The organism is Mangrovimonas sp. YM274, from assembly GCF_030908385.1.
In the GTDB taxonomy this organism is placed as follows: domain Bacteria; phylum Bacteroidota; class Bacteroidia; order Flavobacteriales; family Flavobacteriaceae; genus Mangrovimonas_A.
On sequence record NZ_CP133091.1, the window covers coordinates 1,173,030 to 1,189,332 of the forward strand.

At 37.5% G+C, this 16,303-nt stretch carries 11 protein-coding genes and 1 tRNA gene; 9 read left to right on the forward strand and 3 right to left on the reverse strand.

Features of this window, described 5'->3' with window-relative positions; all coding sequences use genetic code 11:
* Positions 1–24 precede the first annotated feature (24 nt).
* The 4 genes from rplL (at position 25) to RBH95_RS05165 (ending at position 9,082) form a co-directional block, all read left to right on the forward strand.
* Positions 25–402 carry a 50S ribosomal protein L7/L12 gene (rplL, locus tag RBH95_RS05150; protein ID WP_307901632.1) on the forward strand — a complete coding sequence of 126 codons (378 nt, stop codon included), beginning with the start codon at positions 25–27 and terminating at the stop codon, positions 400–402.
* Positions 403–524: 122 nt separating this feature from the next.
* The gene (gene rpoB, locus RBH95_RS05155) at positions 525–4,337 is read left to right on the forward strand and encodes a DNA-directed RNA polymerase subunit beta (RefSeq protein ID WP_307901633.1); all 3,813 of its coding nucleotides are present in this window, start codon (positions 525–527) and stop codon (positions 4,335–4,337) included.
* Between the two features lie 67 nt (positions 4,338–4,404).
* Positions 4,405–8,706, forward strand: a complete 4,302-nt coding sequence (gene rpoC / locus RBH95_RS05160) for a DNA-directed RNA polymerase subunit beta' (protein WP_307901634.1) — start codon at positions 4,405–4,407, stop codon at positions 8,704–8,706.
* A 55-nt stretch (positions 8,707–8,761) separates the two neighbouring features.
* Positions 8,762–9,082, forward strand: a complete 321-nt coding sequence (locus RBH95_RS05165; RefSeq protein ID WP_307901635.1) for a DUF3467 domain-containing protein — start codon at positions 8,762–8,764, stop codon at positions 9,080–9,082.
* Between the two features lie 61 nt (positions 9,083–9,143).
* Here RBH95_RS05165 and RBH95_RS05170 read toward each other — a convergent pair whose 3' ends face one another.
* Both RBH95_RS05170 and RBH95_RS05175 read right to left on the reverse strand, forming a co-directional pair.
* On the reverse strand, positions 9,144–9,374 hold the full coding sequence (locus RBH95_RS05170; RefSeq protein WP_307901636.1) for a (4Fe-4S)-binding protein: 231 nt from the start codon (positions 9,372–9,374) through the stop codon (positions 9,144–9,146).
* Between the two features lie 150 nt (positions 9,375–9,524).
* The gene (locus RBH95_RS05175; protein ID WP_307901637.1) at positions 9,525–11,114 is read right to left on the reverse strand and encodes a peptide chain release factor 3; all 1,590 of its coding nucleotides are present in this window, start codon (positions 11,112–11,114) and stop codon (positions 9,525–9,527) included.
* Between the two features lie 326 nt (positions 11,115–11,440).
* On the opposite strand from RBH95_RS05175, the gene idi reads away from it, so the two are divergent.
* From idi to RBH95_RS05200, 5 genes are all read left to right on the forward strand, one after another.
* A complete protein-coding gene (gene idi / locus RBH95_RS05180; RefSeq protein ID WP_307902231.1) occupies positions 11,441–11,965 on the forward strand; it encodes an isopentenyl-diphosphate Delta-isomerase in 525 nt (174 codons plus the stop codon).
* A complete protein-coding gene (locus tag RBH95_RS05185) occupies positions 11,962–12,372 on the forward strand; it encodes a 6-carboxytetrahydropterin synthase (RefSeq protein ID WP_307901638.1) in 411 nt (136 codons plus the stop codon). The genes idi and RBH95_RS05185 overlap by 4 nt, the downstream gene beginning before the upstream one ends.
* A gap of 3 nt (positions 12,373–12,375) precedes the next feature.
* On the forward strand, positions 12,376–13,347 hold the full coding sequence (locus tag RBH95_RS05190) for a type I phosphomannose isomerase catalytic subunit (protein WP_307901639.1): 972 nt from the start codon (positions 12,376–12,378) through the stop codon (positions 13,345–13,347).
* 94 nt (positions 13,348–13,441) lie between these two features.
* Positions 13,442–13,711, forward strand: a complete 270-nt coding sequence (locus RBH95_RS05195) for a hypothetical protein (RefSeq protein WP_307901640.1) — start codon at positions 13,442–13,444, stop codon at positions 13,709–13,711.
* A 58-nt stretch (positions 13,712–13,769) separates the two neighbouring features.
* Positions 13,770–13,843: transfer RNA gene (locus RBH95_RS05200), tRNA-Thr, on the forward strand.
* A 44-nt stretch (positions 13,844–13,887) separates the two neighbouring features.
* Here the strand turns inward: RBH95_RS05200 and RBH95_RS05205 are convergent.
* Positions 13,888–16,197, reverse strand: coding sequence for a transglycosylase domain-containing protein (locus tag RBH95_RS05205; RefSeq protein ID WP_307901641.1), 2,310 nt, complete (start codon positions 16,195–16,197; stop codon positions 13,888–13,890).
* Between the last annotated feature and the right edge of the window lie 106 nt (positions 16,198–16,303).

Genomic DNA, 16,303 nt, shown 5'->3' on the forward strand with positions numbered 1-16,303 from the left:
TAAAAATTATTAAAACGATAGAAAATGGCAGATTTAAAAGATTTCGCAGAACAATTAGTTAATTTAACAGTAAAAGAAGTAAACGAATTAGCTACAATATTAAAAGACGAGTACGGTATTGAGCCAGCTGCTGCTGCTGTTGCAGTTGCTGCAGGTGGAGCTGCTGCAGGTGGAGAAGCTGCAGAAGAGCAAACTGAATTCGACGTAATCCTTAAAGCAGCTGGAGCTTCTAAGTTGGCAGTTGTTAAATTGGTTAAAGAATTAACTGGTTTAGGATTGAAAGAAGCTAAAGAATTAGTAGACGGTGCACCTAGCGCAGTTAAAGAAGGTGTATCTAAAGATGAAGCAGAAGCTTTAAAAGCTTCATTGGAAGAAGCTGGAGCTGAGGTTGAGCTTAAATAAGCTTGACTAACCTACAAATTATGGTTTAGGTCTAGAGGTTACCTCTAAGACCTAAACCCTTTTGTGTATATAACTGTTATATACATCCTATATATTTTTTTTAATCAAAATCTCGTTCATCGATGTTAGCAAAAACAGCTGAAAGATTAAATTTCTCTTCTATTGTAAATAGAACGGAATATCCCGATTTCTTGGATATTCAAATAAAGTCCTTTCAGGATTTTTTCCAGTTAGAAACAAAATCGGAAGAAAGAGGGAATGAAGGGTTATACAATACCTTCATGGAAAATTTCCCAATCACAGACACGCGAAACCAATTTGTCTTGGAATTCTTGGATTATTTTATCGATCCACCAAGATATACCATTGAGGAATGTATTGAAAGAGGTTTAACATACAGTGTACCATTAAAGGCAAGGCTTAAATTGTACTGTACAGACCCTGAACATGAGGATTTCGAGACCATTGTCCAGGATGTGTATTTAGGAACAATTCCTTACATGACACCTAGTGGTACCTTTTGTATAAACGGTGCTGAACGTGTTGTAGTTTCTCAATTGCACCGTTCTCCAGGTGTATTCTTCAGCCAATCTTTCCATGCAAATGGAACCAAATTATATTCAGCAAGAGTTATTCCATTCAAAGGGTCATGGATTGAGTTTGCTACAGATATCAATCAAGTAATGTATGCTTACATTGATAGAAAGAAAAAATTACCTGTAACCACATTGTTTAGAGCTATTGGTTTTGAACGAGACAAAGATATCCTGGAAATATTTGACCTTGCTGAAGAGGTTAAAGTTTCCAAATCAGGTTTAAAAAAGGTTATAGGACGTAAATTGGCCGCTCGTGTATTGAATACTTGGCATGAAGACTTCGTAGATGAGGATACGGGAGAAGTAGTATCTATCGAGCGTAACGAAATTGTATTGGATCGTGACACCATCATCGACAAGGATAACATTGAGGAAATTTTAGATGCAGGTGTTAAAACAGTTTTACTACACAAAGAAAATGCACAACAGGGAGATTATGGTATTATTCATAATACCCTTCAAAAAGACCCTACAAACTCTGAAAAAGAAGCTGTAGAACATATCTATCGTCAATTGCGTAATGCCGAACCGCCAGATGAGGAAACTGCGAGAGGTATTATTGAAAAATTGTTCTTTAGTGACCAACGATATTCTTTAGGTGAAGTTGGACGTTACAGAATGAATAAAAAATTAGGTTTGGATATTGGAATGGATAAGCAGGTGCTTACCAAAGAAGATATCATTACCATTATTAAATATTTGATTGAGCTTATCAACTCTAAAGCAGAGATTGATGATATCGATCACTTGTCTAACCGTCGTGTGCGTACGGTAGGAGAGCAGTTGTCAGCCCAGTTTGGTGTTGGTTTGGCACGTATGGCTCGTACTATCCGTGAGCGTATGAACGTAAGAGACAATGAGGTGTTTACACCAATTGATTTGATTAATGCGAAGACGCTATCTTCTGTTATCAATTCATTCTTTGGTACCAACCAGTTGTCTCAATTTATGGACCAAACTAACCCATTGGCAGAGATTACGCATAAGCGTCGTCTTTCGGCATTAGGGCCAGGTGGTCTTTCTAGAGAGCGTGCCGGATTTGAGGTTCGTGACGTTCACTATACACACTACGGACGTCTTTGTCCAATTGAAACTCCTGAAGGACCTAACATTGGTTTGATTTCATCATTGTCAGTTTATGCAAAGGTGAATTCCATGGGATTCATCGAAACTCCATACCGTGAGGTTCAAGAAGGTGTTGTAGACATTAAAGGAACACCTATCTATTTAAGTGCAGAGGAGGAAGAAGAAAAGTTAATTGCACAGGCTACGGTTAAGGTAGATGACGAAGGAAGCATTTTACACGACAAGGTAATTGCCAGAATGGAAGGTGATTTCCCTGTAATTGAGCCTACAAACGTTCACTATACAGACGTAGCGCCTAACCAAATTGCTTCTATCTCGGCATCCTTAATTCCGTTCTTGGAGCATGATGATGCAAACCGTGCATTGATGGGATCTAACATGATGCGTCAAGCGGTACCATTATTACGTCCTCAAGCTCCTATTGTTGGAACTGGATTGGAACGTCAAGTAGCTTCAGACTCTAGAGTATTGATTAATGCAGAAGGAGCAGGTGAAGTGGAGTATGTAGATGCCAATGAAATCGTAATTAGATACGAGCGTACTGAGGAAGAAGCGATGGTAAGTTTTGATAGCGATACTAAAACTTATCCATTAATTAAATTTAGAAAAACGAACCAAGGTACATCTATCAACCTTAAGCCAATTGTAACAAAAGGTGATAAGGTTAAGAAAGGACAGGTACTTTGTGAAGGATATGCAACTGAAAACGGGGAGCTTGCATTAGGTAGAAATATGAAAGTGGCCTTCATGCCATGGAAAGGGTACAACTTCGAGGATGCGATTGTGATTTCTGAGAAAGTAGTACGTGACGATATTTTTACATCTATCCACATCGATGAATATTCGTTGGAAGTTAGAGATACCAAATTGGGTAACGAAGAGTTGACCAACGATATCCCTAACGTATCGGAAGAGGCTACTAAAGACCTTGACGAAAACGGAATGATTCGTATTGGTGCAGAAATCAAGCCAGGAGATATTCTTATTGGTAAGATTACACCAAAAGGAGAAAGTGATCCTACTCCAGAAGAAAAATTATTGAGAGCAATCTTTGGTGACAAAGCAGGAGATGTTAAGGATGCATCTTTGAAAGCATCCCCATCGTTACATGGTGTTGTTATTGACAAGAAGTTGTTCTCTAGAGCTATAAAAGACAAACGTAAGAGAGCTAAGGACAAAGAGGATATCGAAGCATTAGAAAGCGTTTACTACAGAAAGTTCGATGAGCTTAAGGATGTATTGGTTGAGAAATTATTCAACATTGTAAACGGAAAAACTGCACAAGGTATCTTTAACGATCTTGGTGAAGAAATTATTCCTAAAGGGAAAAAGTATACCCTTAAGATGTTAAATGCTGTAGATGACTATACGCACTTAACGTCAGGAACATGGACAACAGATGATCACTTAAATGAACTTGTAGCGGATTTGATCCATAATTACAAAATCAAGGAAAATGATTTACAAGGATCTTTACGTCGCGAGAAATTTACAATCTCTGTTGGAGATGAGTTACCATCTGGTATCATAAAACTAGCTAAGGTTTATGTTGCTAAAAAACGTAAACTTAAAGTAGGAGATAAAATGGCGGGACGTCACGGTAACAAAGGTATTGTTGCACGTATCGTTCGTCAGGAAGATATGCCATTCTTGGAAGATGGAACTCCTGTTGATATCGTGTTGAACCCGCTAGGGGTACCATCACGTATGAACATCGGGCAGATTTACGAAACGGTGCTTGGATGGGCTGGACAAAAATTAGGACGCACTTATGCAACCCCTATTTTTGACGGTGCTACTCTTGACCAGATCAATGAACTTACTGATGAGGCAGGAATCCCGAGATTTGGACACACTTACTTATATGATGGTGGATCAGGAGATCGTTTTGACCAACCTGCAACTGTAGGGGTTATTTACATGATCAAACTAGGCCACATGATCGACGATAAGATGCACGCACGTTCTATCGGGCCATACTCATTGATTACGCAACAGCCACTTGGAGGTAAAGCTCAGTTTGGTGGTCAGCGTTTCGGAGAGATGGAGGTATGGGCACTTGAAGCTTATGGAGCATCAAGCACACTACGTGAAATCTTAACAGTAAAATCTGATGACGTTATAGGTAGAGCTAAAACTTACGAGGCAATCGTAAAAGGAGAGCCGATGCCAGAACCAGGACTACCTGAATCTTTCAACGTATTAATGCACGAATTGAAAGGATTAGGTTTAGATATTAGATTAGAAGAATAAAAAAGTTTTCAGTGCTCCGGTAGGTGAATTATCACTTACCGGAAACTGATAAAGACTACAAAGTATTATGGCTAGAAAACAAGATAAGAATACAGTACAGAGATTTAATAAAATCTCTATTGGTTTAGCATCGCCAGAGTCTATATTGGCGGCGTCTCGTGGTGAGGTTCTGAAACCTGAAACTATTAATTATCGAACTCATAAACCAGAAAGAGATGGTTTATTCTGTGAGCGTATTTTTGGTCCCGTTAAGGATTTTGAATGTGCTTGTGGTAAATATAAAAGAATTCGTTACAAAGGAATTGTTTGTGATAGATGTGGTGTTGAAGTAACAGAAAAGAAAGTACGTAGAGATAGAGTAGGACACATTAACCTTGTTGTGCCAGTAGCACATATTTGGTATTTCCGCTCGCTTCCAAATAAAATTGGATACTTGTTAGGGTTGCCATCCAAGCGCTTGGATATGATTATTTACTATGAACGTTACGTAGTAATTCAGCCGGGTAATGCAAAAAATGTTGAAGGCGATCCGTTACAAAAAATGGATTTCTTGACAGAAGAGGAATACTTGACCATTTTGGAATCCCTTCCACAAGAAAACCAATATTTGGATGATTCAGATCCTAACAAATTCATCGCTAAAATGGGGGCCGAGTGTTTAATCGAGCTTCTTGCTAGAATTGATTTGGATGAATTGTCTTATGACCTACGTCACAAAGCCAACAACGAAACTTCTAAACAACGTAAAACTGAAGCGTTAAAACGTTTACAGGTAGTAGAGGCGTTTAGGGATTCTAATGCTAACCGTGAAAACAGACCAGAGTGGATGATCATGAAGGCTATTCCTGTCATTCCACCAGAATTACGTCCGTTGGTACCACTTGATGGAGGTCGTTTTGCAACGTCCGATTTGAATGATTTGTACCGTCGTGTAATCATCCGTAACAACCGTTTGAAGCGATTAGTAGAAATCAAGGCTCCAGAAGTAATCTTACGTAATGAAAAACGTATGTTGCAAGAGTCTGTAGATTCCTTGTTTGATAACACACGTAAGTCGTCTGCTGTAAAAACAGACTCTAACAGACCGCTTAAGTCATTGTCTGACTCCTTAAAAGGTAAGCAAGGACGTTTCCGTCAAAACTTACTTGGTAAGCGTGTTGATTATTCTGCACGTTCGGTAATTGTTGTTGGACCAGAATTAAAATTATTTGAATGTGGATTGCCAAAGAACATGGCAGCAGAATTATACAAGCCTTTTATCATCAGAAAATTGATTGAAAGAGGAATTGTTAAGACTGTAAAATCTGCAAAGAAAATTATAGATAGAAAAGAGCCAGTTGTGTGGGACATCTTGGAAAACGTATTAAAAGGACATCCAGTGCTTTTGAACCGTGCTCCTACGCTTCACAGACTTGGTATCCAAGCGTTCCAGCCTAAGTTGATCGAAGGTAAGGCTATCCAGTTACACCCATTGGTATGTACAGCGTTTAACGCAGATTTCGATGGTGACCAGATGGCGGTGCACTTACCATTAGGACCAGAGGCAATTTTGGAAGCGCAATTGTTGATGTTGGCATCACACAATATCTTAAACCCTGCTAACGGATCTCCGGTAACCGTACCTTCTCAGGATATGGTACTTGGTCTGTACTACATGACCAAAGAGCGTTTAACTACCGAAGATGTTACTGTTAAAGGTGAAGGATTGACTTTCTACTCTCCAGACGAGGTAACTATTGCTTACAACGAGAAAAGAGTAGACTTGAATGCTCGCATCAAGGTTAGAACAAAAGACTTTAATGAGGCAGGTGAATTAACCACCCAAATCATTCAAACTACTGTTGGACGTGTACTTTTCAATGAAAAAGTGCCAGCAGCAGCAGGATATATAAACCAAGTTTTGACCAAGAAATCCCTTAGAGATATTATTGGTAATATTCTTAAAGTTACTAGTGTACCTGAAACAGCGGCTTTCTTGGACGAAATCAAAACTTTGGGATATAAGTTCGCATTCCAAGGAGGATTATCTTTCAGTTTAGGTGATATTATTATCCCTGCTGAAAAGCATACCATGATCGATAAAGCCAATACATTGGTAGATGGTATTATGGCCAACTATAACATGGGACTTATTACCAACAACGAACGTTACAACCAGGTAATTGATATTTGGACGTCTACGAATGCTGAATTGACAGAGTTGTCTATGAAGCGTATCCGTGAGGACCAACAAGGATTTAACTCGGTATACATGATGCTTGATTCTGGAGCTCGTGGATCTAAAGAGCAGATTCGTCAGTTGACAGGTATGCGTGGTTTGATGGCAAAACCTAAGAAATCCAATGCAGGAGGTGGTGAAATTATTGAAAACCCAATTCTTTCCAACTTTAAGGAAGGTCTTTCAATTTTGGAATACTTTATCTCTACGCACGGTGCTCGTAAAGGTCTTGCGGATACCGCTCTTAAAACGGCCGATGCTGGTTACTTGACACGTCGTTTGGTAGACGTATCTCAAGATGTTATCATTTACAGTGAAGACTGTGGTACATTAAGAGGTATTGAAGTGTCAGCTTTGAAGAAAAATGAAGAAGTTGTTGAGAAGCTTGAAGATAGAATTGTAGGTCGTACGTCGTTAAATGATGTATTTGATCCAATTACTGAAGAATTGTTGGTAAGTGCTGGAGAACACATCGATGAAACCATTGCCAAGGCTATCGAAAATTCTGCTTTAGAAAGTATTGAAGTACGTTCGCCATTGAGCTGTGAGGCTAAGAAGGGAATTTGTGCGAAGTGTTACGGTAGAAACCTTGCAACAGGTAAAATTGTTCAACGAGGGGAAGCTGTTGGTGTTGTAGCTGCGCAATCTATTGGAGAACCAGGTACACAGTTAACATTGCGTACGTTCCACGTAGGGGGTATTGCAGGTAACATTTCTGAGGAGAATAAATTAATCGTGAAGTATGACGGTATTGCTGAGATTGAAGATCTTAAAACCGTTAAGACTAAAGATAATGAAGGTAAGGAAGTAGACGTAGTAATTTCTAGAACTTCAGAATTGAAACTTGTTGATGCTAAAACAGGTATTACCTTAAGTACAAACAACATTCCTTACGGTTCCTATATCTATGTAAATAGTGGTGATGCCGTTAAGAAAAATGATGTGATTTGTTCTTGGGACCCTTACAACGGTGTAATTATTTCAGAATTTGCTGGTAAGGTTCGATATGAAAATATTGAACAAGGGGTTACCTATCAAGTGGAAATCGATGAGCAAACAGGATTCCAAGAAAAAGTAATTTCGGAATCTAGAAATAAAAAGTTAATCCCAACGCTACATATTGAGGATTCAAAAGGAGAAACTATCCGTTCATACAATTTACCGGTAGGTGCTCACTTGATGATTGATAATGGCGATAAGATTAGTGTAGGTAAGATTTTGGTGAAAATTCCTCGTAAATCTGCAAAAGCAGGGGATATTACGGGAGGTCTTCCACGTGTAACCGAGTTGTTCGAAGCTCGTAACCCATCTAACCCAGCAGTAGTAACTGAAATTGATGGTGTGGTATCTTTCGGTAAAATTAAAAGAGGTAACCGTGAAATCATTATCGAATCTAAATTAGGTGAGGTTAAGAAATACTTAGTGAAGTTATCTAACCAAATCTTGGTTCAAGAGAATGATTACGTTAAAGCGGGTATGCCATTGTCTGACGGATCGATTACACCTACGGATATCTTGAATATCAAAGGACCATCTGCAGTACAACAATACTTAGTGAACGAAGTTCAAGAAGTATACCGTTTACAAGGTGTGAAGATTAATGATAAGCACTTTGAGGTAGTTGTAAGACAGATGATGCGTAAAGTTCAGATTATAGATTCTGGTGATACCATTTTCTTAGAAAACCAATTGGTTCATAAATCTGACTTTATTGAAGAAAATGATAAGATCTTTGGAATGAAAGTAGTAGAGGACGCAGGAGATTCTACAACTTTGAAACCAGGACAAATCGTTACACTTCGTCAGTTGAGAGATGAAAACTCTATCTTGAGAAGAGAGGATAAGGCTTTGGTTTCTGCTAGAGACGCTAGTCCAGCTACGGCTACCCCAATCTTACAAGGTATTACAAGAGCATCCCTACAAACTAAATCATTTATCTCTGCGGCATCGTTCCAGGAAACTACAAAAGTTCTTAACGAGGCAGCTGTAAGTGCAAAAGTTGATGCTCTAGAAGGCTTAAAAGAAAATGTAATTGTTGGACATAGAATTCCTGCCGGTACAGGTGTTAGAAGATACGATAGTATTATTGTAGGTTCTAAAGAGGAGTTCAATGAAATGATGAAAGCCAAAGAAGAAATGAATTATAACTAAAAGAAATTCCCGCGTAAGCGGGATTCTTTTTTTAATTTAATTTGAATCACATAGTATGGCAGAAGAACAAAATAAAAAGAAGAAACAAGGACAAATTAATATTGAATTGGATGAAAAGGTTGCAGAAGGAACGTATTCCAACTTAGCAATTATCAATCATTCAGTATCAGAATTTGTTGTGGATTTTGTGAGTATAATGCCTGGAACTCCTAAGAGTAAGGTGAAATCCAGAATTATTTTAACGCCACAACATGCTAAAAGACTATTGAAGGCATTGGGAGATAATGTTCATAGATTTGAACAGGCTCATGGTGAGATTAAGGATTATGAGCAGCCACCTATTCCTTTAAATTTTGGACCTACGGGACAAGCATAAAATAAAAAAAGCCTTTGAAATCTTTCAGAGGCTTTTTTTATAATAATTAGTTTTAGTTTAATTAGGCATACTCCTGGGCATTTACTTTATAACTCAATGCTCCTGAAGGGCATTTCTTTATTTGAGCCATGATATGGTTACTAGGGGCGCCTTCCATATCAATCCAAGGAATTACAGATTGTCTAAAGACACTGGAGAGTTCTCTAGCACAGCGTTCAGAATTGATACATTTACATGGATTAAACGATACAGTAATGTCATCGTTACTAAATTGGTTAGCTTGGATTTTCATAAGTAGACGATTTTGGGGTTGTCTTCACAACTTGAAATTATCAAAAATGCGTAATGTATCAACAATTTTTTCGATAACAGACAATAAAATTGTGGCAAACCCTTTCTTTTGTATTTAATTTCTTACTATAACGATTGAAATCTTTATCTATTACTTGAATTCAGAAGTAAAGTGGAACTTAATAGATGGGTATTTTTGTTGGGTCATTTGCAATGAAAACGCCGAATCTGCTAAAAATACAAGCTGACCTTGTTTGTCCTTGGCTAGATAACGTTGCTTCACGCGTAAAAACTCTTTGTACTCCTCGTTTTTAACATCTTCAGGATCGACCCAACAAGCCTTAAAAACATTTAAATTTTCATAGGTACACTTGGCGCCATATTCATGCTCCAATCTGTATTGGATAACTTCATACTGAAGTGCACCAACGGTACCAATTACCTTTCGGCCGTTAAGTTCAAGTGTAAACAATTGGGCTACCCCTTCATCCATTAATTGGTCGATTCCCTTATACAATTGTTTCGACTTTAATGGATCGGCATTATTAATATATCTAAAGTGTTCAGGGGAGAAACTTGGTATCCCTTTGTAATTTATGGTTTCCCCTTCGGTAAGGGTATCTCCAATTTTAAAATTACCAGTATCATGAAGACCAACAATATCACCAGGGTAAGAGATGTCTACAATTTCCTTTTTTTCCGCAAAAAAGGCATTCGGACTTGAGAACTTTAGCTTTTTGTTCAACCTTACATGAAGGTAAGGAGCATTACGCTTAAATTCGCCCGAAACAATTTTTATAAATGCCAAACGGTCACGGTGGTTAGGATCCATATTGGCGTGAATTTTAAATACAAAACCAGTAAATTTTGTTTCATCGGCCTTTACCAAACGTTCTTCACTTTGCTTGGGTCTCGGAGGTGGTGCAATGTCCACAAAACAATCCAACAATTCCCTAACTCCAAAATTGTTTAGGGCAGATCCAAAAAATACAGGCTGTTGTTTACCGTTTAAGTATTCTTGCTTATCAAATTCTGGATAGATACCTTGTACCAATTCTATTTCTTCTCTAAGCGTATCTGCTGCTTTGTCTCCTACCAATTCATTAAGCTCAGACGATTCCAAATCTGAAATCTCAATGGTTTCCTCTATATTCTTTCTGCTATCTCCACTAAAAAGATTGACGTTCTTTTCCCAAAGGTTGTATATACCCTTAAAATCGTATCCCATACCAATAGGAAAACTTAAGGGTACAACACTGAGGCCTAATTTTTGTTCTACTTCATCCAAAAGATCAAAAGCATCCTTTCCTTCACGGTCCAATTTATTGATAAACACAATCATTGGGATATTTCGCATTCTACAAACCTCCACAAGTTTTTCGGTTTGTTCCTCAACCCCTTTGGCAACATCAATAACCACTATAACACTGTCAACTGCCGTTAAGGTTCTGAAAGTATCCTCGGCAAAATCCTTGTGACCTGGAGTATCTAGAATATTGACCTTAATACCATTATACTCAAAAGCAAGTACGGAAGTAGCTACAGAGATTCCTCTTTGGCGTTCAATTTCCATAAAGTCACTTGTTGCCCCCTTTTTGATTTTGTTGCTTTTTACGGCACCAGCTTCTTGAATGGCCCCACCAAAAAGTAAAAGTTTTTCGGTTAAAGTAGTTTTTCCGGCATCCGGGTGTGAAATGATACCAAACGTACGTCTTCTTTTGATTTCGTCTTTAAAATTCATGTGCTTAAATTGGACGGCAAATATACGTCTTCTTCAGGCATGTTACAATTAAGGAATCCAATTTTTAAAGGCTTCAAAGTCAGGCATTGAAAATATTTATGCTCTAACTTTACGTTGCATATGAACACAAAATGTCAAGATAAAAGTTAGGAGTATAATATTTATGAAAAATGGAAACAGAACACTTATAGGTGATTATTTTTGTTTTACTAAATGTGTTGAACCTTAAAATCTTATCAAGATTGTTTCAATTGTTTTTGTGGTTTTGTACCAACAATTCAGGCAAGGATTATGTTCATTTAAAATTTGATTGGTATTTTTACAGTATGATTGAAGAACAAGTCATTTTAGTTAATGAAAACGATGAGCAAATTGGCACTATGGCCAAGATGGAAGCTCATGAAAAAGCATTATTGCATAGAGCATTTTCTGTCTTTGTGTTTAATAAGAATAATGAATTAATGTTACAACAACGGGCTCTGCACAAATACCATTCACCAGGTTTATGGACCAATACTTGTTGTAGTCATCAACGGGTTGGAGAAACCAATATTCAAGCTGGGAGAAGACGCTTACAGGAGGAAATGGGATTTGTAACCGATTTACAGGATACTATTTCCTTTATCTATAAAGCTCCTTTCGACAATGGATTGACAGAACACGAATATGACCATATTTTGGTTGGACATTACAATGCAGAACCTAAAATAAACCCAGACGAAGTGGCAGCGTGGAAATGGATGGGGCTAGAAGAAATTAAAGTGGATATGCGTGAAAACCCAGAGGAATATACAGCATGGTTTAAGATTATTTTTGATAAATTCTACGAACATATAAATATTTCAAAATGATAGTTACCGTAAGCAGGAGGGCCCATTTTAATGCAGCACACCGACTGTATCGGAAAGATTGGTCTGACGAACAAAACTTAGAAGTATTTGGCAAGTGCAGCAATCCAAATTACCATGGACACAACTATGAATTGGTGGTAAGTGTAACAGGCAGGATTGATAAAGAAACAGGGTATGTCATAGACCTTCGGATTTTAAAGAATATCATCAGGGAGGAAGTAGAAGAACCATTTGATCATAAAAACTTGAATTTGGAGGTAGAGCAATTCAAGGACTTAAATCCAACGGCTGAAAATATTGTAGTCGTTATTTATAACAAACTTAAAGCAAGATTGGATTCTAGACTCGATTTGGAAGTCACACTCTACGAAACACAACGAAATTTTGTAACCTACTCTGGACAATAATAAATGAACGAATTATTATACCCCATAAAATTTGACCCCATTTTAAAAGATAAAATTTGGGGGGGCGAAAAACTTAAAAAAATACTACATAAAAAAGGGGCTTCTAAAAATGTAGGGGAGAGTTGGGAGATAAGCGATGTGGAAGGCGACACCTCGGTTGTAGCAAATGGAGCTTTAAAGGGAAAGACTTTAAAACAATTACTGCATACCTATAAGGATAAGTTAATAGGCCCCAATAATTATAAGATTTTTGGAGATAAATTTCCTTTGTTAATCAAATTTATTGATGCCAAGGAAGATTTGTCCATACAATTGCACCCCAATGATGAATTGGCTTTAAAACGTCACAACTCCTTTGGAAAAACTGAAATGTGGTATGTTATGCAGGCAGACCAAGGGGCCAATTTAATAGTAGGCTTTAATCAAAAAGTAACTCCAGAAACCTATTTAAAACATTTAGAGAACAAGACTTTAACCAAGATTTTGAATTTTGATAGGGTGGCAACGGGAGATACTTACTTTATCGAAGTAGGACGTTTACATGCCATTGGAGCAGGAGTACTCTTGGCAGAAATTCAGCAAACTAGCGATGTTACCTATCGTGTTTATGATTGGGATCGTGTAGATAGTAATGGGAATGAAAGAGAATTGCATAATGACCTAGCAATAGATGCCATAGATTTTGATATGCCTGATAACTTTAGGGTGGAGTATGATACTCAAGAAAACAACTCTAACGAAATGGTAAATTGTCCTTATTTTACGACCAATTATTTAAAAGTAGATTCCAAACTGGAAAAGAAAAACACTCACGAATCGTTTATTATTTATATGTGTGTGGAAGGGAAGGTTACTATAGAAACCGAAGAAGCCAAAGAAACTTTGGTAAAGGGGGAAACAGTCTTAATGCCATATGCTATTGATAGCTTTACCATTGATGCCAAGGAGGCCACTCTTTTGGAAGTTTATGTTTAAAATAAACGGACTATAGTCCCTTTGTATTTGAAGGGAAGATCTAACTTTATTTCAATTAATTACTTACTTTTGTAGCAAATAAAAAATACGAATTATGGCAAATGTTAGAAACCTAAAAAAGGATATAAACTACGTTTTAGGAGATATTATTGAGGCGGTGTATGTATGGGAATATAACAACACAGACAAGGACACTAAGAAGAGTGAAGCAATTATTGACGAAGCAATAGAAATGTTTGATGCTTTAATTGCAAAGGTGAATGATAGAAGTGTTGAGGATAAAAAAGCTCATTTTAAGGCTATTAACAAAGAGCTGGAAGATAACGCCGAAACACTGATTGAAAAAATTAACGCTTTAGGCTAAATTCTTTTAAAAAAATGTTTGCAAATATGGTTTTCAGGATTATATTTGCACTCGCTTTGCCGATATAGCTCAGCTGGCTAGAGCAGCTGATTTGTAATCAGCAGGTCGTGGGTTCGAGTCCCTCTATCGGCTCTAAAAAGCCTCTCATTTTGAGAGGCTTTTTTTATGCAAAATGGCTAATCATTTTTTTTGCGTTTAAGCCATGAGAAAATTCCTTTTTTCTTTTTCTTTTTAAATTCTCGTTTATCTTTTTTATTACCCAACAATCGCTTTAGGAAGTTGTCTTCTTGGGTGGGTGGGCAATCCAAATTAGCCAATACCTCAATAGAAGGAGATTCAAAACGAGCTCTGGTATACTGGTTAAATTTGGAATCTTGTTTAAGCTGTTTTAGGTAGTTTGCAAAAATAGGAAGTGCCGAATTGGCGCCTTGCCCCATTCGGGTGCTTTGGAACCCTATTTGCTGGTTGTCGTTGCCAACCCAAGTAATGGTAACCAAATTGGGCATGATACCAACAAACCAGCCATCCTTATTGTCTTGCGTAGTACCTGTTTTTCCTGCCAAATCATTTCTGAATTTATAGGACGTACGCAAGCGTTGAGCAGTTCCTTCATTAACGGTCGCTTTCATGAATTCTAGCATAACCTGCCGAGTGTGGTCACTAAAAGCTTTTTCTACAGTTTTTGAACTTTTATAAATGTCATCAAAACTAGCGATGATATTACCATTCTTATCTTCAATTTTAGTGATAAAAATAGGAGTTGAAGGAATGCTATTATTGACATAACTGGTATATGCTTTGGCAAGCTCCAACAGTCTTAAGTTTGAAGAGCCAAGGGCAATGGAAGGCACATTTTCAATCTCGGAAGATATTCCCATTCTATGGCCCATAGATACCACATTATCAATTCCCGTTTCATACAATACTTTAACAGCGATGGTATTGACGGAATTGCTCAAGGCATTTTTCAAGGAGTAGTTAAGGTTGTCGTTATCTTCTTTAGAAGCATTTGTAGGTGTCCAGTTGTCTACATCGGTATAAGTTATTGCCTTTAGAGGGAAGTAGGTACAGGCATCCATTCCGTTTTCAAGTGCTGCTGTATAGACAATAGGCTTAAAAGTGGATCCCACTTGTCGTTTACTTTGTGCCACATGGTCGTATTTAAAGAAGCTATAATCTATACCTCCCACATAAGCTTTTATGGCGCCTGTTTTAGCTTCAACCGAAACCATACCCGCATTTAAAAACTTAGAGAAGTATTCCAAGCTGTCTAAGGTGGATAGTGAGGCAATTGTATTGGTGTCCCAAGAAAAGAGTTCGGTGGATTTTTTCTTGCTTAAAGAATCTTGAATGGCTTTTTCATCCAATCCTAAATTTTTCAGACGCTTGTAGGTTGGCAACCTCTTTTTTGCAGCAAGGAAGGCAGGCTTATTTTTTAACCAAGGTGCGTTGTTGCCATATGCTTTTTCAAATTGCTTCTGAAGGTTTTTCATATGCTCTTTCATGGCCTTTTCAGCATATTGCTGCATAGTATTGTCTAAAGTGGTATAAACTTTAAGACCATCATGAAAAATGTTATAGGGTTCTCCATTGGAGTTTTGAAACTGTTTTTGTTTAAGGATAAAGTCTAGCTGTTTTTTTACTTCAGCCCTAAAGTAAGGCGCTAAACCCTGATTGGGCGCATAGTATTGATAATCTAGTATTATGGGAGTGGCAGAAATGTTTTCAAATGAAGGTTCTGGTAAGTAATTGTACTTAACCATCTGGTTTAATACGACATTACGTCTATCTAAAGATTTTTCAGGAAACAATCTAGGGTTATAACTGTTATTTGCTTTTAAGGAACCTATAAGGGTAGCTGCTTCCAAAAGGTTTAAATTTTTAGTATGCTTATTAAAAAACTTTTGAGAAGCACTTTCAATACCATATGTGTTATCTGGGAACGGAACGGTATTTAGGTAGAGGGTTAGAATTTCTTCTTTGGAATATAGATCCTCTATGCGTTTAGCAACGATACTTTCTCTTATTTTATTAACGACTATGCTAATGGCGCCATAATCTTGTCTTCCAAAGAGGTTTTTAGCCAATTGTAGGGTAATGGTACTGCCGCCTCCCGAAGATTTATCAGCCAAAAGAATGGTTTTAAAAAAGACTCTTAGTAGACTTTTATTGTCAATGCCGTGGTGTTCGTAAAATCGTGCATCTTCAGTAGCGATGAGCGCATCGATAAGGTGCTGGGGGAATTCTTTAAAAGGAATGGACTGCCTATCATACACATAAAGTTTTCCTATAAGCTTATTGTTGCAGTCCAGTAATTGAGTAGCTTGACTTTGTTTGAGGCTTGAAAGTTTGCCTTTGCTAGGAATTTCTCCCCAAGCACCAAAGTAAATGCTGTAATAAAAAAATACTAAAAGTGAAATTAAAAGTAGAAGGCCATAGCCAATTCGTTTTCCCCATTTTCGTATGCGCTCTTTCTTCAAAATCATAAAATTAACTATCTCTACAAGGTAACGAATTTCTTTAAAAAGTATTATTTAGTTTGGTGGTAAAGAAAAAGCCAGCATTTCGCTGGCTTTTCAATTTTATGGATAA